At 71.1% G+C, this 21,219-nt stretch carries 18 protein-coding genes and 2 tRNA genes; 13 read left to right on the forward strand and 7 right to left on the reverse strand.

The annotated features are described in order from the left end of the window. Positions 1–33 precede the first annotated feature (33 nt). The 7 genes from ABC270_RS09220 to ABC270_RS09250 all read left to right on the forward strand — a co-directional run bounded on the left by ABC270_RS09220 (position 34) and on the right by ABC270_RS09250 (position 7,136). On the forward strand, positions 34–1,107 hold the full coding sequence (locus ABC270_RS09220) for an ABC transporter permease (protein ID WP_412882064.1): 1,074 nt from the start codon (positions 34–36) through the stop codon (positions 1,105–1,107). A 2-nt stretch (positions 1,108–1,109) separates the two neighbouring features. Further along, positions 1,110–2,105: an ABC transporter permease gene (locus tag ABC270_RS09225; RefSeq protein ID WP_412880512.1), complete on the forward strand. Its 996-nt coding sequence runs from the start codon at positions 1,110–1,112 to the stop codon at positions 2,103–2,105. Between the two features lie 83 nt (positions 2,106–2,188). Further along, positions 2,189–3,820, forward strand: a complete 1,632-nt coding sequence (locus ABC270_RS09230; protein ID WP_412882065.1) for an ABC transporter ATP-binding protein — start codon at positions 2,189–2,191, stop codon at positions 3,818–3,820. A 146-nt stretch (positions 3,821–3,966) separates the two neighbouring features. After that, positions 3,967–5,028 carry an ATP-binding cassette domain-containing protein gene (locus tag ABC270_RS09235; RefSeq protein ID WP_412880513.1) on the forward strand — a complete coding sequence of 354 codons (1,062 nt, stop codon included), beginning with the start codon at positions 3,967–3,969 and terminating at the stop codon, positions 5,026–5,028. Positions 5,029–5,081: 53 nt separating this feature from the next. Continuing rightward, a complete protein-coding gene (locus ABC270_RS09240) occupies positions 5,082–6,053 on the forward strand; it encodes a D-isomer specific 2-hydroxyacid dehydrogenase family protein (RefSeq protein ID WP_412882066.1) in 972 nt (323 codons plus the stop codon). A 111-nt stretch (positions 6,054–6,164) separates the two neighbouring features. Further along, positions 6,165–6,237: transfer RNA gene (locus tag ABC270_RS09245), tRNA-Asn, on the forward strand. Between the two features lie 416 nt (positions 6,238–6,653). Continuing rightward, a complete protein-coding gene (locus tag ABC270_RS09250) occupies positions 6,654–7,136 on the forward strand; it encodes a hypothetical protein (RefSeq protein WP_412880514.1) in 483 nt (160 codons plus the stop codon). Between the two features lie 61 nt (positions 7,137–7,197). Here the strand turns inward: ABC270_RS09250 and def are convergent, their stop codons facing one another. Next, positions 7,198–7,773 carry a peptide deformylase gene (gene def, locus ABC270_RS09255; protein ID WP_412880515.1) on the reverse strand — a complete coding sequence of 192 codons (576 nt, stop codon included), beginning with the start codon at positions 7,771–7,773 and terminating at the stop codon, positions 7,198–7,200. Positions 7,774–7,812: 39 nt separating this feature from the next. Between def and ABC270_RS09260 the strand changes: the two genes are divergently transcribed. From ABC270_RS09260 to ABC270_RS09285, 6 genes are all read left to right on the forward strand, one after another. Beyond that, positions 7,813–8,724, forward strand: coding sequence for a DMT family transporter (locus tag ABC270_RS09260; RefSeq protein WP_412880516.1), 912 nt, complete (start codon positions 7,813–7,815; stop codon positions 8,722–8,724). A 157-nt stretch (positions 8,725–8,881) separates the two neighbouring features. Further along, entirely contained in the window at positions 8,882–10,093 is a 1,212-nt protein-coding gene (locus ABC270_RS09265) for a glycosyltransferase (protein WP_412880517.1), read from the forward strand. Positions 10,094–10,107: 14 nt separating this feature from the next. Then, positions 10,108–10,182: transfer RNA gene (locus tag ABC270_RS09270), tRNA-Ile, on the forward strand. 111 nt (positions 10,183–10,293) lie between these two features. Continuing rightward, positions 10,294–11,424 (forward strand): AI-2E family transporter, encoded by a 1,131-nt coding sequence (locus tag ABC270_RS09275; RefSeq protein ID WP_412880518.1) that lies wholly within the window; start codon positions 10,294–10,296, stop codon positions 11,422–11,424. Beyond that, positions 11,421–12,227: a DUF1684 domain-containing protein gene (locus ABC270_RS09280; RefSeq protein ID WP_412880519.1), complete on the forward strand. Its 807-nt coding sequence runs from the start codon at positions 11,421–11,423 to the stop codon at positions 12,225–12,227. Before ABC270_RS09275 ends, ABC270_RS09280 begins: the two co-directional genes overlap by 4 nt. A 167-nt stretch (positions 12,228–12,394) precedes the next feature. Continuing rightward, a complete protein-coding gene (locus tag ABC270_RS09285) occupies positions 12,395–12,874 on the forward strand; it encodes a DUF3145 domain-containing protein (RefSeq protein WP_412882067.1) in 480 nt (159 codons plus the stop codon). A 394-nt stretch (positions 12,875–13,268) separates the two neighbouring features. On the opposite strand, the gene fabF is transcribed toward ABC270_RS09285, so the two are convergent. The 6 genes from fabF to aceE all read right to left on the reverse strand — a co-directional run bounded on the left by fabF (position 13,269) and on the right by aceE (position 21,168). Next, entirely contained in the window at positions 13,269–14,513 is a 1,245-nt protein-coding gene (gene fabF / locus ABC270_RS09290) for a beta-ketoacyl-ACP synthase II (RefSeq protein WP_412880520.1), read from the reverse strand. 179 nt (positions 14,514–14,692) lie between these two features. Next, positions 14,693–14,941 (reverse strand): acyl carrier protein, encoded by a 249-nt coding sequence (locus ABC270_RS09295; RefSeq protein ID WP_022903951.1) that lies wholly within the window; start codon positions 14,939–14,941, stop codon positions 14,693–14,695. A 136-nt stretch (positions 14,942–15,077) separates the two neighbouring features. Beyond that, positions 15,078–16,067, reverse strand: coding sequence for a beta-ketoacyl-ACP synthase III (locus ABC270_RS09300; RefSeq protein ID WP_412882068.1), 990 nt, complete (start codon positions 16,065–16,067; stop codon positions 15,078–15,080). Between the two features lie 44 nt (positions 16,068–16,111). After that, the gene (locus ABC270_RS09305) at positions 16,112–17,053 is read right to left on the reverse strand and encodes an ACP S-malonyltransferase (protein WP_412880521.1); all 942 of its coding nucleotides are present in this window, start codon (positions 17,051–17,053) and stop codon (positions 16,112–16,114) included. Between the two features lie 139 nt (positions 17,054–17,192). Then, entirely contained in the window at positions 17,193–18,395 is a 1,203-nt protein-coding gene (locus ABC270_RS09310) for a PucR family transcriptional regulator (protein ID WP_412880522.1), read from the reverse strand. Between the two features lie 28 nt (positions 18,396–18,423). After that, the gene (gene aceE / locus ABC270_RS09315; protein WP_412880523.1) at positions 18,424–21,168 is read right to left on the reverse strand and encodes a pyruvate dehydrogenase (acetyl-transferring), homodimeric type; all 2,745 of its coding nucleotides are present in this window, start codon (positions 21,166–21,168) and stop codon (positions 18,424–18,426) included. Positions 21,169–21,219 lie beyond the last annotated feature (51 nt).

Below are 21,219 nucleotides of genomic sequence, written 5' to 3' on the forward strand. Positions count from 1 at the left end.
ACTCCCGAGGTCGGACCCGGAGCGAGCGCGGACCTGGCCACCGACCCCACCAAGCCCCCGGCACAGCGACGTGCCACGGGACAGGGCGGCGGACTCGGCCGGTACGTCCTCGTCCGGTTCCTCCTGATCTTCCCGACCGTCTTCATCCTCGTGACGCTCGTGTTCTTCCTGATGCGCGTCATCGGGAACCCGATCACCGCCTCCGTCGGTGGTCGACTCACCCCTGACCAGCTGCAGGAACGCCTGCACGCCGCGGGCTACGACCGACCGGTGCTCGTGCAGTACCTCGAGTACCTCGGCAACATCGTCCGGCTGGACTTCGGCGAGACGACGACGGACCACCGCCCGATCACCGAGATCATCCTGCAGTACGGCGGTGCCACGGCCGAGCTCGTGTTCTACGCGCTCATCGTCGCGCTCGTGCTCGGCATCCCGCTCGGCATGCTCGCCGCGTACGTGCGCGACAAGTGGCCGGACGTGCTCTTCCGCGCCCTCGCGATCCTGACGTACGCGACGCCGGTGTTCTTCGGCGGCCTGCTCCTCAAGCTCGTGTTCTCGGTGTGGCTCGGGTGGCTGCCGCTCGGCGACCGCGCGTCGACCCGGGTGTCCCTGGTCCTCGACAACATCCCCGGCGCGACGGGCATCTACATCATCGACGCGCTCCGCACCGGCAACGCCCAGATCATCGGCGACGTGCTGGCGCACGCGGTCCTGCCCGCGCTGACGCTCGGCCTGCTGACCGCCGGCATCTTCCTGCGCCTGGTGCGCGCGAACATGATCGGCTCGCTCGGTTCCGAGTACGTCGACGCGGCCCGCTCACGCGGCGTCCGGGAGGCCCGGCTCGTCCGGACGCACGCCTTCCGTCCCGCCCTCGTGCCGATCATCACGGTCATGGGTCTCCAGATCGCGATGCTGCTCGGTGGTTCCGTCCTGACCGAGACCACCTTCGGGTGGCGCGGGCTCGGCTTCGAGCTCAACCAGTACCTGTCGGCCCGCGACTTCGTCGCGGTGCAGGGCATCGTCGCGATGCTCGCGGTGATCGTCGCGGTGACGAACTTCGTCGTCGACGTCGTCGCTGCGCTCATCGACCCGAGAGTGAGGTTCTAGCGATGGCCGACACCGCCCTCGTCGATCGCCACGAGCCGCTGTGGAAGCGGCTGCCCGTGGTCGTCCAGCTCCGCAGGAGCACCGGCTGGCAGCGCGCCATGCTCATCACCGGCGTGGTCATCTGCGCCCTCTACCTGATCGTCGCGATCGCCGCACCGCTCATCGCCCCGTACGGCTTCGGCCAGCTCCAGGGCGCCGACGGCCAGGGCTTCCCGCGGACGGCGGCCCCGAGCCCCGAGCACATCTGGGGCACCACGGTCGGCGGCTTCGACGTGTTCAGCCGCGTCGTCTACGGCGCCCGCACGGCCGTGCTCGTGGTCATCGTGGCCGTCATCGTGTCGATCACGATCGGCGTGATCCTCGGCATGGTGTCCGGCTACCTCGGCGGCTGGCTCGACCGCGTCCTGGTCGTGGTCGCCGACGCGATCTACGCCTTCCCGTCCCTGCTCCTCGCGATCGTCGTCTCGATCGTGGTCTCGGGCGGCAACTCCAGTTACGCAGGCGGGATCATCGCCGCGGCGATCTCGATCACCGTGGTCTACGTGCCGCAGTACTTCCGCGTCGTCCGCGCCGAGGCCGTCCGCCTCAAGAACGAGGCGTTCGTCGAGTCGGCCCGCGTCGTCGGCACGAACCCCTGGCGGATCATGACCCGGCACGTGCTGCGGAACAGCACCCGGAGCCTGCCGCTCATCCTCACCCTGAACGCGAGCGACGCGATCCTGACACTCGCGGGCCTCGGCTTCCTCGGGTTCGGCATCGGCCCGACCGCGGGCGCCGAGTGGGGCTACGACCTCAGCCGCGCGCTGTCCGACGTCGCGTCGGGCGTCTGGTGGACGGGTGTGTTCCCGGGTGTCGCGATCGTCGTGCTCGTGCTCGGCGTGACCTTCATCGGGGAGAGCCTCAACGACATCTCCGACCCCCGTCTGCGCGCCCGCCGCCGGCTGGGGCAGCTCGTGTCGCGCAAGCAGGCGGCCAGCACGGAAGGAGCGGCCGCGTGACGGACGCAACGAACGCGCCGGGGGCGAGCAAGCGCCTCCAGGCCGGTGACACCACGACCGAGGCGGTCGCCGTCGTCGACGACCTGACCGTCACCTTCGCCACCGACAACGGTGCCGTCGACGCCGTCAAGGGCGTCAGCATCGACGTCCGGCCGGGCGAGGTCCTCGCCCTGGTGGGCGAGTCCGGTTCCGGCAAGTCCGTCACGGCGCGGAGCATGCTCCGGCTCATGCCGGAGACCGCGACGCTCGGGGGTGCGGTGTACCTCGACGGCACCGACGTCGTGAGCGTCGGTGCGCAGAAGCTCCGCGAGCTGCGCGGCACCGCGGGCGCGATGGTCTTCCAGGAACCCAGCACCGCGCTCAACCCGGTCTTCACGGTCGGGTGGCAGATCGCCGAGGGCCTCCGCGCCCACGGTGGTGTCTCGAAGAAGGAGGCCCGGGCGAAGGCGATCGACTACCTGCGTCGCGTGGGCATCCCCGACCCGGAGACGCGCGTCGACCACTACCCGCACCAGTTCTCCGGCGGGCAGAAGCAGCGCGTCGTCATCGCGAGCGCGCTGGCCCTCGAGCCGAGCGTCATCATCGCCGACGAGCCGACGACCGCGCTCGACGTGACCGTGCAGGCGGAGATCCTCGACCTCCTCCGGCGCTGCCGCGACGAGTTCGGCGCGGCGATCGTCATCATCACGCACAACATGGGCGTGGTCGCCGACCTGGCCGACCGCGTCGCCGTGATGTACCAGGGCGAGATCGTCGAGGAGGCCCCGGTCCGCGAACTCTTCGCGAACCCGCAGGCCGACTACACGAAGCGACTGCTCGCGGCGGTGCCCCGACTCGAGGCGTCAACGGGCACGGCGCGCCGTGCAGCGATCTCCGAGGACGTCGAGCCGCTCGTGTCGGCGAAGGGACTCGAGATCGAGTACCCCGGCCGGCTCGGATCGCACGCGTTCAAGGCGGTCAAGGGCGTCGACCTCGCGATCCGCCCCGGAGAGGTCCTCGGCCTGGTGGGGGAGTCCGGCTCGGGCAAGACCACCATCGGCCGGGCGATCGCCGGGCTCACCCGGGTCACGGGTGGCTCGCTGAACGTCCTCGGAACCGAGATGCTCGGGTACCGGGAGCGTGACTTCAAGCGGCACCGCAAGGACATCGGGTTCGTGTTCCAGGACCCGGCGACGTCCTTCAACCCGCTGCTCACGATCGCGGAGTGCGTCGCCGAACCCCTCGTCGTGCACGGCGAGGTGCGGAGTCCCCGGGCCGCGCGCAAGCGGGTCGACGAGTTGCTCGAGGCCGTCCAGCTCCCCGCGGCCTACGGCGACCGCTACCCGCACGAGCTCTCCGGCGGCCAGCGGCAGCGCGCGTCGCTCGCCAGGTCGCTCGCGCTCCGGCCGAAGCTGCTCATCGCCGACGAGCCGACCAGTGCGCTCGACGTGTCGGTGCAGGCACGCGTGCTCGAACTGTTCCTGGAACTCCAGCAGGACCTCGGGTTCGCGTCGCTCTTCATCAGTCACGACCTCGCCGTGGTCGGCGCGCTCTCCGACCGGATCGCGGTGCTCTACCGCGGCGACCTCGTCGAGACCGGGACGACCGCGCAGGTGCTCGGCGCGCCGCAGCACCCCTACACGCAGCGTCTCCTGGCGTCGCTCCCGGTGCCCGACCCAGCCGAACAGGCCGAGCGACGGCGTACGCTGGAGCGACTGGAGAACGTCGGGTCCTGACCTGACCGGGCCAGCCTGGAGGCGCGACCCGCGTCGACGACGCGAGTCGCGCCTCCAGGCGGTCACCTCCACTGCTGTGCACACGCGGCGACGTCTCCCACGTCGCCGCGCGGACCGCCGCCAGGGGGCGGCGTGGAAGGGGACCCATGATCGCGGTGAACGGCCCGGCGGTCGTCGCGGACGACGTGTCGATCGAGTACCGGAGCGGGCGAGCGGGGGAACCGATCCGCGCGGTCGACGGCGTCAGCCTGTCGCTGCGACAGGGCGAGATCCTCGCGGTCCTCGGCGAGTCCGGCTCGGGCAAGTCGACGCTGGCGGCGGCGATCGCCGGTCAGCTCGGTGCGCACGGTGAGGGCGAGGGGGCGTACCGACGCCAGATCGTCGGCGGCGAGCTGACCGTGCTCGGGCAGAAGACCCGCGGTCTCCGGGCGTCGTCGCGGAAGCTCGACCGACTGAGCGGTCGGATCGGGTACCTTCCGCAGGACGCCGCCGACCGACTGAGCCCCGACCTCACCGTCGGTGAGGCCGTCGCGGAGCCGATCTACGTCCGCGACCGCCGCTTCGACCGCAAAGAAGCGGGGCTCATGGTCGCCCGGCTGCTCGACGCCGTCCACCTGCCGCTCGGGTCGATGCGTCTCAACACGTGGGAGCTCTCGAGCGGACAGCGGCAGCGGGTCGCGCTGGCCCGTGCCCTCATCCTCGAGCCGCAGTTGCTCGTCGCCGACGAACCCGCCCGTGGCGTCGACGTGCTCGTGCGCCAGTCGGTGCTCGAAGCCCTCGCCAACCTGCAGCAGGGGCGGCAGTTCTCGGCGATCGTGGTCTCGAGCGACCTCCGCGAGGCTCGGGCCCTCGCGGACCGCGTCGCGGTGATGGCCGACGGCCGGCTCGTCGGGCTCGGCACCTTCGACGAGGTGCTCGACAACCCGGTCGACCCCTACGTGAAGACCCTCGCCGCCACGGCTTCGCGGCCGGTCAAGCGTCGGCCGGCCGGTGGCGGGGCTGCTGGTGGGCCCGCCGCGCCCCGTCGTTCGTCCGCGCCGCGGCGGCCCGGCTCGGCCGGGTCAGCTGCTGCGGCGCCGTCCGCGGCTGCTGGCTCGTCGGCCGCTGCGGGTACGCCGGCCGCTGCGGGTTCGCCGGCCGCCAGGGGCTCGTCGCTCGCCGTGCCGGCTGCGACCGTCGCTCGGCTCGAACGGCAGGAGCAGGCGTGAGCGCCACGTTCGACCGAGTCGTGGCACCGACGGGGCCGCGCGGACACCGGGCGGTGGTCACCGACGCCGGCGCGCCGCTGCCCGTCCCCCCGCCGCAGGCCGGTCCGGTCGCGATCCTGCCCGCGGAGTCCGGCCTGCACGTGTCCGCCGTGGTGGAGGTCGGCGGGACCGTCGCACCGCTGGGACCGGGAACGCGCGGGATCGTCTGGCTCGACCCGCGCGATCCGGACGGGCTCGCGTCCGCGCTCGACGAGGCTCCCGACGTGGGCTGGGTCCAGCTGCCGTTCGCCGGCGTCGACGCGTTCGCCGGGCTCATCGAGGCACACGGCGACCGCGTCCTGTTCACCTCTGCCAAGGGTGCGTACGCGGAGCCGGTGGCCGAGCACGCCCTCGCCCTGACCCTCGGCACGCTGCGGGTGCTCCAGAAGCGGGCGCGGGCGACGTCGTGGGCGACCGAGCCCGAGGGGGTGTCGCTGTACGGGCGGAACGTCGTCGTCATCGGCGCCGGAGGGATCGCGCTCGAGTACATCCGGCTGCTGCGGCCGTTCGACGTGCACGTGACCGTCGTGCGGCGCTCGTCGACGCCGGTGGAGTCCGCTGACCGGACGGTGTCGACCGACCAGCTCGACGAGGTCCTGCCCGACGCCGACGTCGTGATGATCGCCGCCGCGATGACGTCCGGGACGGCGAAGCTGTTCGGGGCGCACCAGTTCGGCATCATGAAGGCCTCGGCGCGGCTCGTGAACATCGCGCGCGGGGGCCTGGTCGACACCGATGCGCTCGTGACCGCGCTGCGTGAGGGATCGATCACGGCCGCGGGGCTCGACGTGACCGACCCGGAGCCACTGCCGGACGGGCACCCGCTCTGGACCGAGCCCGGGGCGATCATCACCCCGCACCAGGCGGACACACCGGAGATGGTGGCGCCGCTCCTGGCCGAGCGCGTCCGGGCGAACACGGCGGCGTTCCTCGGCGGGGACGGCACGGGCTTCGTCGGCGTGGTGGACCCGGCCGCGGGGTACTGAGCCGGTCGTCCGCCGCCACTGCGGCCCGCCACGCCCGGGGTGTGCTCCCGATGCGGTGAGCGGGGTCCGCGTACTGCTATGCTGTTACCCGTTGTTCAGCAGAGCAACTGATCCTCGATAGCTCAATTGGCAGAGCAGCCGGCTGTTAACCGGCAGGTTGTTGGTTCGAGTCCAACTCGGGGAGCGTCAGACCCCCACCGTTCGCGGTGGGGGTCTTTTGCGTGCCCGTGGACCGGTGGCCGGTGGCCGGTGGCTCGGTGACGGGGCGGTGGCGGTGGCGCGGTGTCGTGGCGTGCCGAGCCGAGTACCCGAGACTCGTGGAGACGGACACTTCTCGTGTTCGTGAGCACGAGACGTGTCCGCCAGCGCGAGACTCGGCGGCGGGCGCACGAGGATCGGCGGCGGGCGCACGAGGATCGGCGGCGGGCGTACGAGACTCGGCGGCGGGCGTACGAGACTCGGTGGTGGGCTCACGAGACTCGGCGGTGGGCGCACGAGACTCGGCGGTGGGCGCACGAGACTCGGCGGCCTCGGTACGACTCTCGGACAGGTGAGGTCGAGACTCGGGTCGCACGAGGGGGAGCCTGTTAGCGTTCTCAGGTGCACTCGATCCGGCCCGCCCTCGCCGTGGCGCTCGTCGTCACGGCGAGCGTGCTGCTGAGCGCGTGCACCTCCGCCGAGGCCGACCCGGAGGAGCCCTCGAGCACGCGGGCAGCCGGCGACGCGGTGGCGGGCACCGCTCCGGTCATGTTTGCGTTCACGTGCCGCACGGGGAAGGGCGACTCCACCGAGACCTACACGACCTACTCAGCCGTGTGGGAAGACCGTCGCGCGTCGTGCACCGCCACCCGGACCACCGGCAGTGCGATGTCCGACCAGCAGGCCGACGCGGTCCGCGCTGCCGACGGCACCGCGACGCTCGACGAGCTCGCGGCGTCGTGCGCGGAGCGCGGCGCCGGCGCGTGGGTCGAGCGAGTCCGCACCGCGGCGGCCGCGAAGCGCGCTGCCGGTCTGCTTGCGTACTGTCCGGGACACCCCGAGCGGGACCGCCTGCGCGAGGCGCTGACGTCGTACCGGGGGTGATCCGTGCCTCCAGGCCGGGCCGCCAGCGTGCAGAGCAGCCGCGCGCCAGGCTGCGGGCTGCTCAGCCCTCCGGGTGGTCGCGGCCGGGCAGCCAGGACTTGCCCGGGCCGCCCCAGCTGTTCTTCCGGATCGCCTTCGTGACCTGCTTGCCGTAGGGGTGCCCGAGGCGGTCCGCGTAGAGGTAGCCGTCGAGGTGGTCGTACTCGTGCTGGAAGACGCGGGCGAGCCAGCCGTGGGCCTCGACCTCGAACGGCGCACCGTGCTCGTCGAACGCGCGGAGGAGCGCCCCCTCGGAGCGCCGGAGCGGGAAGCGCTCGCCCGGGATCGAGAGGCAGCCCTCGGACTCGTCGTCCTCGTCGAGTTCCTCCACAGCCTCGGGGACCGGGGGAGTGATCCACAGGACGGGGTTGATCGCTGCGCCGCGGTGCTGGACCTCGTCATCATCGGTCCATGAGTAGACGAAGAGCCGCTTCCCGACACCCACCTGCGGCCCGGCGAGTCCGACACCGGGGGCCAGGTCCATCGTCTCGAACATGTCCGCGACGAGCTCGCGGAGGTCGTCGTCGAACTCGGTCACCTCCGCCGCGCGCTCGTGGAGGACGGGTTCACCGGTGATGCGGATCGGGAGGACGGCCATTCACCCAGGTTATCCGGCGAGGACCGGTAGCCTCGACGCGTGACGACGGACCTGCATCTCCCCGACGCGGTCAACCTGACGCCGTTCCAGGCGCTCATGATCCCCGTCGCGCTGCTCGGTGCGGTCTTCCTGTCCCTCGGCGCCCAGTTCCAGAGCCGCGGCGTCCAGCGGGTCGAGGCCCGGCTCGGACGGCAGTCGAAGGGGCTGAGCATCCGGCACGTCCTGGCGCTGGTGTCGAGCGGCTACTGGGTCCTCGGCACGCTCATGCTCGGGCTCGCCGTGGTGCTGCAGCTGTTCAGCATCGCGAACGCACCGCTCATCGTCGTGCAGCCGCTCGGTGCCGTCGCGCTCGTCATCACCACGTGGTTCTCCTCGCGCGCCAGCGGCATCCCGCTCGGGCGCCGAGCTCGACGGGCGGTGTGGACCTGCATCATCGGCGTCGGCATCTTCGTCGCCATCGCGGCCTTCGTCGGGCGTGAGAGCGCCATCACGCGCCCGCAGCTCATCACGGTGCTCGTCATCCTCGCCGTCGTGCTGGCGCTCGTGCTCGTGTCCTTCCGGTTCGTGGCGCAGCACCGCAACGCGCTGTACTACATCGTCGGGGCCGGAGTGCTCTACGGCTTCGTGGCGACCCTGGCCAAGGTCGTGCTGAACCGCCTGCTCAACGGCACCTTCGACTGGCTGACGGTCGTCGCGATCCTGGGCGTCGTGGTCGCGGCGTCGCTCGGCGGGTACTTCGTGCAGAACGCCTACTCGAGCGGCTCGGCCGACCTCGTCATCGCGGGGCTCACCGTCATCGACCCGATCGTCGCCGTCGGCATCGGTGTGATCGTCCTCGACGAGGCCACCGGTGCCCCCGTCGGTGCCGTGCTCGGGTTCGTCGTCGCCGCGGCCATCGCGATCACCGGGGTGTTCCTCCTCGCGAAGCACCACCCGCAGACCCGGTCCTGACGGACCCGGTCCTGGCGTGCGCGCCGCCGACGGGCGCGGCCCGGATCGGTGACCTGTGCGGCCGACGATCCACCGCGAGGCGGACGCCGGGCCGGAAGCGCGTACGGTAGCGTTCCACACCGACCAGGACACCGCCCACGAGAGGACCTTGCCCGCCGTGTCAGCAGATGCCACCACCGCCACCGCCGAGTCGACGGATGCGACGGGCGGACGCCGGCCGCTGCGGGTCCTCATCGCGGCGGACACCTTCCCGCCCGACGTCAACGGCGCTGCGACCTTCGCCGAACAGCTCGCCGTCGGGCTCGCCGAGCGTGGCCACGAGGTCCACGTCGTCGCGCCCGCGTCCTCCAGCCACCACGGCACCTTCGAGGAGGAGCACCGCGGTGTCCAGCTCGTCGTGCACCGCCTGAAGTCCTACAAGTGGCCGACGCACGCGTGGCTCCGGTTCGTCTGGCCGTGGAGCGTCCGGAAGCTGATGGCGCCGATCCTCGACGCGGTCCGGCCCGACGTCGTGCACATCCAGTCGCACATCGTCGTCGGCCGCGGAGTCGCCCGCGAAGCGCACGACCGCGGCATCCGCGTCGTCGCGACGAACCACTTCATGCCGGAGAACCTGCTCGACTACGTCCCGCTGAGCAAGTGGATCATCCCGACCGCGATCCGCATCGCCTGGCGCGACGCGGCGAAGACGTACCGCATCGCCGACGCGATCACGACGCCGACGAACCTCGCGGCCGACTACCTGCGCAAGGCCATCGCCGGACAGCGCGTCCTCGCGATCTCCTGCGGACTCGACGTCACCCGGTACGTGGCACGGGACGGGCGTCCGGTGAACAACGAGATCGTGTTCGTGGGCCGTGTCGCGCCGGAGAAGAACCTCGACGTCCTCGTCCGGGCGCTGCCGCTGCTCCCACCGGAGCTGCACGCGCACCTGACCATCGTCGGCGGCGGCGAGATGATCCCGAAGCTCACCGCGCTCGTCCGCGAGCTCGGCATCGAGGACCACGTGCGCTTCGCGGGGTTCGTGTCCGACGAGGACAAGCGCACGGCGCTGACCAACGCGACCGTCTTCGCCATGCCGTCGACGGCCGAGCTCCAGAGCATCTCGTCGCTCGAGGGCATGGCGTCGGGCCTCCCGGTCGTCGCAGCCGACTCGATGGCGTTGCCGCACCTGATCGACGGCAACGGGTACCTGTTCCGCCCCGGCGACGAACACGACCTCGCCGAGAAGCTCACGACCGTGCTCACCGCGTCGGACGAGGACTACGTCGCGATGCGGCAGCGGAGCCTCGAGATGATCCAGCCACACGACATCAACCGCACGCTCGCGACGTTCGAGGCGCTGTATCGTGGGGAGCCGGTGGCCTGACGGGTCGCCGGCGAGGGGCGGTAGCCAAGCTGGTCAAGGCAGTCGGCTCATAACCGAACGATCCGCGGGTTCGAGTCCCGCCCGCCCTACGATCCCGACGCGGGTTCGAGCAGCGATGCGAGACGCGGCCCGCGGACGGTCCGACGCGGGTTCGAGCAGCACACGAGACAAGGCCCGCCCGACAGACGACAAGGCCGCCCATGCAGCTTCCACGGCGCAAGCCCCACGACCACGAACCGCTCGGGCCGACCCCGAACGTCACCTTCGAGGTGACCCGCGGCGGCACCGGCGTGCGCGTCAACGCGTTCCGCATCGGGTTCATGGGCGCGATCGGGGTGCTCGTCGCCCTCGCGGCCGGCGCGGTGGTCCGGGAGCTCAGCACCGTCCTCGTCTACATCGGGGTCGCGCTGTTCCTGGCGCTCGGGATCGACCCCCTCGTGTCGTTCCTCGAGCGCTTCATCCCGCGCTGGACGGCCATCCTCGCGGTGGTGGTCGCCGTGCTGGCGGCGTTCGTCGGGGTGATCTTCGCGGTCGTGCCGATCCTCGTGCAGCAGGCGACGAACCTGATCCAGAACTTCCCCGAGATCATCCAGGACATCTCGCGGCAGGACTGGTTCCAGGACCTCTCGAAGCAGTTCAGCGGGGCATTCGACGTCGAGCACGCGCTGCAGTCCGTGCAGTCCTTCGCCGAGGACCCGGGCAACCTGCTCAACCTCGGCGGCGGCATCCTCGCGGTCGGTGGTGGCATCCTGTCCGGGCTGACGGGCGCCCTCATCGTGCTCATCCTGATGCTCTACTTCCTCGCGTCGATGCGCGGCCTGAAGTCGATGACCTACCGGTTCGTGCCCGCCTCCCGCCGCGAGAACTTCGTCGACGTCAGCGAGCAGATCACCCAGGCGGTCGGCCGCTACGTGGTCGGTCAGATCTCGCAGGCGCTGATCAACGGCGTCCTCAGCCTGGTCTTCCTGCTCATCATCGGCGCCCCGCTGCCGGTGTTGCTCGCGTCCTTCGCCTTCCTCGGTTCGCTCATCCCGCTCGTCGGCACGCTCACCGCAGCGGTCGTGATCTCGCTGCTGTGCCTGTTCGCCTCACCGGCGACGGCGCTGACGGCGGCGGTGTACTACCTCGTGTACATGCAGGTCGAGGCGTACGTCATCTCCCCGCGCATCATGTCGCGCGCGGTCCAGGTGCCGGGCGCCCTCGTGGTCATCGCCGCCGTCGCCGGTGGCACCATCGGCGGGGTGCTCGGCGCCCTCGTCGCGGTGCCGATCGCCGCGTCGGTGATCATCATCGTCCAGAAGGTCATCTACCCGCGGCAGCAGCAGCTGTGACGGACCTCGCCCAGCACGTCGCTGACCGGGACCGCTGGGCGCGCGGTCCCCGAGGTCCGCTCGCCCTCGTGAACGCGCAGCTCGTCGACGTCGAGCAGCCGGTGTGGCCCGTTCCCGGCCGGTGGGCTCCGGCTGCCGGTGGCCTGAGCGTCACCGCAGACCTCGAGGACGGGGTGGTCGTCGACGGTGTCCCGGTCGACGGCACGGTCCTCGTCGCGGGTGACCAGGCCGTCGTCCCGTCGGTGGTGTCCTTCCCGGACCGCCTCGCGGGCACGGTCGCGGACCGCACGCTGCGCGTGTGGGACCCCTCCGCGGAGGCGATCGCGCGCTTCGGCGGGATCGCTCGCTTCGACCACGATGCGGCATGGGTCACCTCCGGCAGGTACGAACCGGTGGGTGACGTCCTGGAGGCACCGGGCAGCGTCCTCGACGCCGCCGGCGTCCCGCTCCCGGTCGCCGGGCACGTCGACACCACGGTCGGCGACGTCGCCGTGCGCCTGGTGGCGGTGCGGTCGGCCGCGTTCCGCGGCGTGGCGCGGTTGCAGCTCATCGTGCAGGACGCCACGAGTGCCCTGCCCGAGGACGATCCGTCGAGCACGTACTCGATGGGCCGCTTCCTGTACCTCGACGATCCGGGCGCGGCCGGCGAGGTCGTCCTCGACTGGAACACGGCCGTCCTGCCGCCGTGCGCCTTCTCGTACCTGTTCGCCTGCCCGGTGCCGCCCGCCGAGAACCGCATCCCGACGCCGATCATCGCGGGGGAGCGCCATCCCGTCGACACGTCGGGCGCGGTTCTGCACTGATGCCGGCCGCGCCCTGGCGCTCCCAGCGCTGACGCTGCATAATGGGCGTGTCCGTCAGGACATCACAATCGCATACCGATGGTTCCGCGGACGGTTCCGAGTGCTCAGGTCGATGGGGAAGTCGCACCTGACGAATCGGAGGAATCGTGAACGGAACGACGACCGGGGTGCTCTACGTGCACTCCGCACCCCGCGCGCTCTGCCCGCACGTCGAATGGGCGGCAGGTCGCGCGATGAACCGCGCCGTGAACTTCTCGTGGCTCGACCAGCCGGCGCAGGACGGCGCTCGGCGGACCGAGTTCACGTGGACCGGCACGGTCGGCACCGGTGCGGCGATCGCGTCTGCCCTGCGCGGCTGGGAGCACCTGCGGTACGAGGTGACCGAGGAGCCGACGAGCACCTCTGACGGTGGCCGCTGGATGCACACGCCCGACCTCGGGGTGTTCTACGCGCAGACGGACGTCACCGGCAACATGGTCGTGCCCGAGGACCGCGTGCGCTACGCCATGGAGGTCGCCGGCAGCAACGCGCTCGAACTCCACCGCGAACTGCGACTGGCCCTCGGACAGGCGTGGGACGATGAACTCGAGCCGTTCCGCCACGCTGCCGAGGGGAACCCCGTCGTCTGGCTCCACCGGGTCGGCTGACAGTCTCCCGCGCTTCCTCCGCTTCCTCGAACGCCGCCCGGCCTCGTGCCCGGCGGCGTTCGTCGTTCCCGGCGCACCCGAGAGCCGCGTACGACGCTGCCCGAGTCCGGCCGGCTTGCCCGATGCCGAAAGCGACACTTCGTTGGCCTGCGCTCGCGCTCATCTGTCGCCTTCGCGATGGCGACAGGTCGCGGTCGACGAAAGCGACAGAAGGTTGTGACGGCACGCGCGGAACCTGTCGCTTTCGTGGGAGCGGGCTCGCGCTACCCAGGCCCGACCTGGCCGCCCGGCGGTATGGCAGCAGACCGGCCACGCGAACAGCGGAGGCCCGCCCCGAGGACGCGGGGCGGGCCTCCAGGCCGAAACGGGCGCGAACGCGACGCGACCGGCGCGACTACGCGTTGCGGAACGCGACCACGGCGTTGTGCCCGCCGAAGCCGAACGAGTTGCTCACCGCGAGCAGGTCGCCGTCCGGGAGCTGACGCGGTTCGCGCGCGACGTCCATGACGATCTCCGGGTCCTGGTCGGTGAGGTTGATCGTCGGCGGTGCGACCCGGTTGTGCAGTGCGAGGACCGTGAAGACGGCCTCGATCGCGCCGGCACCACCGAGCAGGTGACCCGTCGACGCCTTCGTGGCCGAGACCACGACGTCGTCGAGGTGGTCACCGAAGACCCGGCGCATGGCGTGGTACTCGGCCACGTCGCCCACGGGCGTGGAGGTCGCGTGCGCGTTGACGTGGACGACGTCCTCGCGGGAGGCGCCCGCGTGCTCCAGCGCCTGGAGGACCGCACGCGCAGCGGCGCTGCCCTCGGGGTCCGGGGCGGTGATGTGGAACGCGTCCGAGGTGATGCCGGCACCGGCGACCTCGGCGTAGATCGTCGCGCCGCGTGCCTCGGCGTGCTCCTTGGTCTCGAGGATGAGCGCCGCCGCGCCGTCACCGAGCACGAAGCCGTCACGCGTGACGTCGTACGGACGCGAGGCGGTCTCGGGGGAGTCGTTGCGACGCGACAGTGCCTGCATCGCGGCGAACGCGGCGAGCGGCAGCGGGTGCAGCGCGGCCTCGGCGCCACCGGCGATGACGATGTCCGCCTCGCCGGTCGCGACGTGGCGGTACGCCTCGGCCAGCGACTCGGTGGAGGAGGCGCAGGCGGAGAGGTACGTGCGAGCACCGCCACGGGCGCCGAACTCCATCTCGATCGCGGCGGCCGGACCGTTGGCCATCAGCATCGGCACCGTCATCGGCATGACGCGGCGCGGGCCCTTCTCACGCAGGGTGTCCCAGGCGTCGAGCAGCGTGTTGACGCCGCCGATGCCGGTCGCCCAGTCGACGATGAGGCGCTCGGGGACGACGGACTCGGCGTCGATGCCGGCATCGGCCCAGGCCTCACGGGCGGCGATGAGCGAGAGCTGCGAGGACGGGTCGAAGCGCTTGGTCTCCGGCCGGGTGAGCTGGTCGGTGACGAAGCGGCGCGCCTGACCGGCGAACTCGACGGGAAGCTCGAGCTCGGCGTAGCGCGGATCCTCGATGCGGGTGATGCCGGACTTGCCGGCGAGCAGCGCCTCCCACGTCTCCGGGGCGGTCGCGGCGAGGGGTGTGATCGCACCGATCCCGGTGACGACGACGGTCTTGTTGGTCATGGAACGACGTGTTCTTTCGTGAGGACGTCCGGTCGCTCGTGGCGGAGCCGGACGGAGCCGGGGCGGACCGACGAACGCCGGGCCGGGTGGGACCGGGGTGGGCCGGTCCGGGGGTGGACGAGTCGAGCGCCGCGGCCCGCGGCTGTTCCACCGGGGCCGCGGCGCTCAGGAAGCTCGCGTCAGGCCTGCGCCTTGACGATGTAGTCGACGGCGTCGCCCACGGTCTTGAGGTTCTTGACCTCTTCGTCCGGGATCTTCACGTCGAACTTCTCCTCGGCGTTCACGACGATGGTCATCATCGAGATCGAGTCGATGTCGAGGTCGTCGGTGAACGACTTGTCGGCGGCGACGGTGTCGGTCGCGATGCCGGTCTCGTCGTTGATCAGCTCGGCCAGGCCGGCGAGGACTTCTTCGTTGGACAGGGCCATGGGGATTCTCCTTGAGGGGGTGTCGTTTGACCGTGGACCAGCCTAGGGCACTCGTGGTGCGGGTGCCCGGAGGCTGGCGGGGGATCGCGGGGCGACCCCGGTGGGGCGGTCGTGCCGGAGCGCGACCGCCGGGGGACTAGGGGAGGACGACGACCTGGGCGCCGAAGACGAGACCGGCTCCGAAGCCGATCTGCAGCGCCAGACCGCCGGACAGCTCGGGGTGTTCCTCGAGCAGCCGGTGGGTCGCGAGTGGGATGCTCGCGGCGGACGTGTTGCCGGTGGTCGTGATGTCGCGTGCGATCGCCACCGTGTCGGGCAGACCGAGCTGCTTCGCGAACTCGTCGATGATGCGGATGTTCGCCTGGTGCGGCACGAACGCGGCGAGGTCCTCGGGGCGGACGCCCGCGGCCTCGATCGCTTCACGGGCGACCTTGACCATCTCCCAGACGGCCCAGCGGAACACGGTCTGCCCGGCCTGCCGCATCGTCGGCCGCGGTGCGCCGGCTGCCCACTCGTTGTAGGTCGCGGTCATGCCGATCGCGTCCCACTTCGAGCCGTCCGAGCCCCAGATCGTCGGGGCGATGCCCGGGAACTCGCTCGGACCGACGACGGCCGCGCCGGCGCCGTCCCCCAGGAGGAACGAGATCGACCGGTCGGTCGGGTCGACGACGTCACTGAGCTTCTCGGCACCGATGACCAGCACGTGGTCGGCGAGGCCGGATTTGATGAACGAGTCGGCCTGCGCGATGCCGTAGGCGTACCCGGCGCAGGCGGCGCTGACGTCGTACGCGGCAGCCGGGGTCGCCCCGATCCGCTCGGCCAGCAGCGACGCCATCGACGGGGTCGCGACCGTGTGCGTCACGGTGCTCACCAGGACGACACCGATCTGCGACGGCTCGATGCCGGCCTTCGCGATGGCTTCCCGCGCGGCGACCTCTGCGAGGTCCACGGCCTCGGTGTCGGCTCCGGCACGCTTGCGCGTGACGATGCCGGTGCGCTGCCGGATCCACTCGTCGGACGAGTCGATCGGACCGACGAGGTCGTCGTTCGGCACGACGTTCTCGCCGCGGGCGGCACCGTACGCGAGGATGCGGGTGAACTCGTGACCGCGACGCTGCTGCAGCATCGGCCTGGAGGCGCGGGTCGGGTTGGTGCTGTCGGTCGCGTCCGTCACGCGGTCGCCTCTGCTTCCGTCTTCGCGGCCTGCAGGAGCTCGATGGCTGCGGGCAGGTCGTCGGGGGTCTTGATCGCCACGGTCGGCGTGCCGCGGAGGCCGCGCTTGGCGAGGCCGACGAGGGCACCGGCCGGGGCCAGTTCGATGATGCCGGTGACGCCGGCGGTGGAGAACGACTCCATCACGGCGTCCCAGTGCACGGGGCTCGCGATCTGCTGCACCATCAGGTCGACGAAACGTCGGCCGTCGTCCACCCGGGAGCCGTCGGCGTTCGTCCAGATCGGGAGCGTGGGGTCGTGCACCGTGGCGGCAGCGGCCACGGGGGCGACGCGCTCGACGGCGGGGGCCATGTACCGCGTGTGGAACGCACCGGCGACGGCGAGGGGGACGACCCGTGCCTTGGCCGGCGGGTCCGCGGCGAGGTCGGCGATCGCGTCCGCAGCCCCGGCGACGACGGTCTGGCCGCCGCCGTTGTGGTTTGCGGGCACGAGGCCGCGGGCGCCGAGCGCGGCGGCGACCTCGTCGGCGTCGCCACCGAGGACCGCGGCCATCGATGTCGGCTCGAGCGCAGCGGCGTCGGCCATCGCGCGGCCGCGTTCGGCGACGAGCGTCAGGGCGTCGGTCGGGTCGAGGACGCCGGCGACCGCGGCGGCGGTGAACTCTCCGACGGAGTGTCCGGCGACGCCGCCGACCAGGTCGCGACGACCATCGGCGAGCAGGGCGTCGGCGGTGATGAGCCCGGCGGCCACGATGAGCGGCTGCGCGAGCGCGGTGTCCTTGATCGTCTCGGCGTCGGAGACGGTGCCGTGCGCCACGAGGTCGACGCCGACGGCGTCCGACCAGGCTCCGACACGGTCACGGACTGCGGGGTCCTCGAGCCAGGGGGCGAGGAAGCCTGGGGTCTGGGAGCCCTGTCCGGGCGCTACGACGACGATCACCGGACAATCCTGCCGGGGACGGCACGCGGGATTCGTGTGGGCTTCCCACACGAATCCCCGCGCGACATTGTGTGAAGCCCTACACCGTGCGCTGCGACGCCGGTCCGCGTCCCGCTTCCGGTGTCGACTTGCTCGCAGCTCACCGGCGCTGGGGCAGACGGCGTCGGCCGGACGCCGATTCCGACATCGCGCCGAGGATGAGCGCCGACTGCACGATCAGGGCGTCACGGGCGTGCGTGGCGTCCCACCCGATGATGTCCGCGACACGACGCAGTCGGTACCGGACCGTGTTCGGGTGCACGAAGAGCTCGCGAGCGGTCGCCTCGAGGGATCGCCCGGTGTCGAGGTAGCACCAGAGCGTCTGCAGCAGCTCGGTCGACTGGTCCTTGAGCGGGACGTAGATGCGCTGCACGAGCGCGGACCGTGCCAACGGATCGCCGGCGAGGGCGCGCTCGGGCAGCAGGTCGTCCGCGAGCGCCGGACGCGGAGCCCCACGCCATGCTCGTGCCACGGCGAACCCGGCCAGGGCGGCCTTGGCGCTCGTCGACGCGTCGACCACGCCGGGGACCTCGTTGCCGAGCACGAGGTGGCCCTCCCCGAACGATGGTTCGAGGGCCTGGGCGATCGCGGTGAACGACACCGGGTCCTCGCCCTCGGGGACGTCGTCGCGCGGCGTGGCCCTGCCGATGACGACCACCAGCCGTGAGCCCTGGACGCCGATCAGGACGTCGGCGTCCATGTGGCGGGCCGTCCGGCGGATCTGGTCGACCTCGAGCTGCTTCGGTGCGGTGCCGACGAGCACCGCGACCTCACCGTGGCCGTGCCATCCGAGCGCCGCGATCCGGGACGGGAGTTCGTCGTCGTACTCGCCCGACAGGATCGAGTCGACGACCAGCGCCTCGAGGCGGGCGTCCCAGAGCCCGCGGGCCTCGGCAGCGCGGGCGTAGACGTCGGCGGCCGCGAAGGCGATGTCCCGCGAGTACTTGAGGATCGCCTCCTGCAGCATCTCGTCGTCCTTGGCGCGTTCCTCGACGACGGTGACGACCACCCGGATGAGCTGCAGGGTCTGCTGCAGGCTCACCGAGCGGAGGAGTTCACGCGGCGCCGACCCGAAGACGTCCGCCGCTGCGATCCACGGGGTCGAGGACGTGCCCTCGAGCCAGCCGATGAACGACGTGATGCCGGCCTGTGCGACGAGGCCGACGGCGGATCGACGACCCGGAGGCATCTCGCTGTACCAGGGCAGCGTGTCCTCAAGCCGTTTGATCGTCGCGGTGGAGAGTTCGCCCGACACCTGCCGGAGCCAGGAGAGCGCGCGTTCGCGATCGCTCTGCTGGCTCACGGCAGGGTCGGTGCGGGGGGTCGACAACTCAGCTCTCGCCGCCCGCGCTGCCGGTGGTGCCGGCGGTGACGTCGTGCAGGCGGTACTTGTCGATCGCCTGCTGCACGAGGGCGTGGTCGACCTTGCCCTGCTTCGCCAGCTGCTGCAGCGTCCGCACGACGACCGAGGGGCCGTCGATGTGGAAGAAGCGGCGCGCCGCCGGACGGGTGTCCGAGAAGCCGAAGCCGTCGGCGCCGAGCGTGGCGTAGTCGGTCGGGACGAACGGACGGATCTGCTCCTGCACCTGGTGCATGAAGTCGCTCACCGCCACGACCGGTCCCTCGGTGCCGAGCAGGCACTCGGTGACGTAGGGCGTCCGCGGGGCCTCGTTCGGGTTGAGGAACGCGTGCTGCTCCGCGTCGAGACCGTCGCGGTACAGCTCACCCCAGCTCGTGACGCTCCAGACGTCCGCCGACACGCCCCAGTCCTCCGCGAGGAGCTGCTGCGCCTCGAGGATCCACGGCACGGCGACGCCGGACGCGAGCAGCTGGGCCTTGGGGCCGTCCTGCTCGCTCGGCTTGAGCAGGTACATGCCCTTGACGATGCCCTCGGCGTCGACGCCCTCGGGCTCGGCCGGCTGGACGAGCGGCTCGTTGTAGACCGTGAGGTAGTACATGACGTTCGGGTCGGCGTGCTTCGGCGAGCCGTCCTCGTTCGTGCCGTACATGCGCTCGAGGCCGGCCTTGACGATGTGGCCGATCTCGTACCCGTAGGCCGGGTCGTAGGACACGACCGCGGGGTTCGTCGCCGCGAGGAGCAGCGAGTGGCCGTCGGCGTGCTGCAGTCCCTCGCCCGTCAGGGTGGTGCGGCCGGCGGTCGCGCCGATCATGAACCCACGGGTCATCTGGTCGCCGGCGGCCCAGATGGCGTCGCCGGTGCGCTGGAACCCGAACTGCGAGTAGAAGACGTAGACCGGGATGAGCGGCTCGCCCTGCGTCGAGTAGGAGGTGCCGACCGCGGTGAACGCCGCGAGGGCGCCTGCCTCGTTGATGCCGACGTGGATGATCTGGCCCTGCGGGCTCTCCTTGTAGGCCAGGAGGAGCTCACGGTCGACCGACGTGTAGTGCTGGCCGTTCGGGTTGTAGATCTTCGCGGTCGGGAAGTACGCGTCCATGCCGAACGTCCGGGCCTCGTCCGGGATGATCGGGACCACGCGGTCGCCGAAGTCGGGCGAGCGCAGCAGGTCCTTCAGCAGACGGGCAAACGCCATCGTCGTGGCGACCTCCTGCTTGCCGGAGCCCTTCTTGACGACCTGGTACTTCGAGTCGTCTGGCAGGGTCACCTGCGTGTACTTCGACCGGCGCTCCGGCACGTAGCCACCGAGCTCGCGGCGGCGCTCGTGCATGTACTGGATCGCCTCGTCGTCGTTCCCCGGGTGGTAGTACGGCGGCGTGTACGGGTTCTCCTCGAGCTGCGCGTCCGAGATCGGGATGCGCATCTCGTCGCGGAACTGCTTGAGGTTGTCGAGCGTGAGCTTCTTCATCTGGTGGGTCGCGTTGCGGCCCTCGAAGCTCGGGCCGAGGCCGTAGCCCTTGACCGTCTTCGCGAGGATGACGGTCGGCTGGCCCTTGTGCTCGGTCGCGGCCTTGAACGCCGCGTAGACCTTGCGGTAGTCGTGGCCACCACGCTTGAGGTTCCAGATCTGGTCGTCGGAGTAGTCCTTGACCAGCTCGAGCGCGCGGGGGTCGCGGCCGAAGAAGTTCTCGCGCACGTACGCGCCGTTCTCGGCCTTGTACGTCTGGTAGTCGCCGTCGGGCGTCGCGTTCATGAGGTTGAGGAGCGCGCCCTCGGTGTCGCGGGCGAGCAGGTCGTCCCACTCCCGACCCCAGATGACCTTGATGACGTTCCAGCCCGCGCCGCGGAAGAACGCCTCGAGCTCCTGGATGATCTTGCCGTTGCCGCGGACCGGGCCGTCGAGACGCTGCAGGTTGCAGTTGATGACGAAGTTCAGGTTGTCGAGGCCGTCGTTCGCGGCGACCTGGAGCTGTCCGCGCGACTCGACCTCGTCCATCTCGCCGTCACCGAGGAAGGCCCAGACCTGCTGGTCGGAGGCGTCCTTGATGCCACGGTTCGAGAGGTACTTGGCCTGCTGCGCCTGGTAGATCGCGTTGATCGGGCCGATGCCCATCGACACGGTCGGGAACTGCCAGAAGTGCGGCATGAGACGCGGGTGCGGGTACGACGAGAGGCCGCCGCCGGCGTGGGACTTCTCCTGCCGGAAGCCGTCGAGCTGGTCCTCGCTGAGGCGGCCCTCCATGTAGGCGCGGGCGTACATGCCGGGGGAGGCGTGGCCCTGGAAGAAGACCTGGTCACCGCCGGACGGGTGGTCCTGTGCGCGGAAGAAGTGGTTGTAGCCGACCTCGTACATCGCGGCGCTCGACGCGTAGGTCGAGATGTGGCCGCCGACGGCGATGCCCGGGCGCTGGGCACGGTGCACCGTGATCGCGGCGTTCCAGCGGATCCACCGGCGGTAGCGGCGCTCGAGCTCCTCGTCGCCGGGGAACTCGGGCTCGTTCTCCGGAGCGATCGTGTTGACGTAGTCCGTCGTGGGGACCATCGGCACACCGAGGTGCAGCTCCTTGGACCGCTTGAGCAGGCTGAGCATGATCTCGCGGCCGCGCTGGTGGCCGTGGGTCTGCACCAGGCCGTCGAGGGACTCACGCCACTCGGCGGTCTCCTCCGGGTCCTGGTCGTTGCTGCCGGCGCTGTACGGGTCCTGGTCGTTCACCGTCACCCTTGACCTCGTTCGTTCTCGTGGTGGTGGACATGGCGGGTTCCGGCGGTC

The organism is Curtobacterium phoenicis (genome assembly GCF_047238015.1).
Lineage (GTDB): Bacteria > Actinomycetota > Actinomycetes > Actinomycetales > Microbacteriaceae > Curtobacterium.

What these genes read in the sequence shown, in the direction of transcription:
- ABC270_RS09225 (WP_412880512.1), top strand. Translation starts at nt 1,110, where the DNA reads ATGGCCGACACCGCCCTCGTCGATCGCCACGAGCCGCTGTGGAAGCGG.
- ABC270_RS09235 (WP_412880513.1), top strand. Translation starts at nt 3,967, where the DNA reads ATGATCGCGGTGAACGGCCCGGCGGTCGTCGCGGACGACGTGTCGATC.
- def (WP_412880515.1), bottom strand. Translation starts at nt 7,773, where the DNA reads ATGGCCGTCCTCCCGATCCGCATCACCGGTGAACCCGTCCTCCACGAG.
- ABC270_RS09275 (WP_412880518.1), top strand. Translation starts at nt 10,294, where the DNA reads ATGCAGCTTCCACGGCGCAAGCCCCACGACCACGAACCGCTCGGGCCG.
- fabF (WP_412880520.1), bottom strand. Translation starts at nt 14,513, where the DNA reads ATGACCAACAAGACCGTCGTCGTCACCGGGATCGGTGCGATCACACCC.
- ABC270_RS09295 (WP_022903951.1), bottom strand. Translation starts at nt 14,941, where the DNA reads ATGGCCCTGTCCAACGAAGAAGTCCTCGCCGGCCTGGCCGAGCTGATC.
- ABC270_RS09300 (WP_412882068.1), bottom strand. Translation starts at nt 16,067, where the DNA reads ATGCTGCAGCAGCGTCGCGGTCACGAGTTCACCCGCATCCTCGCGTAC.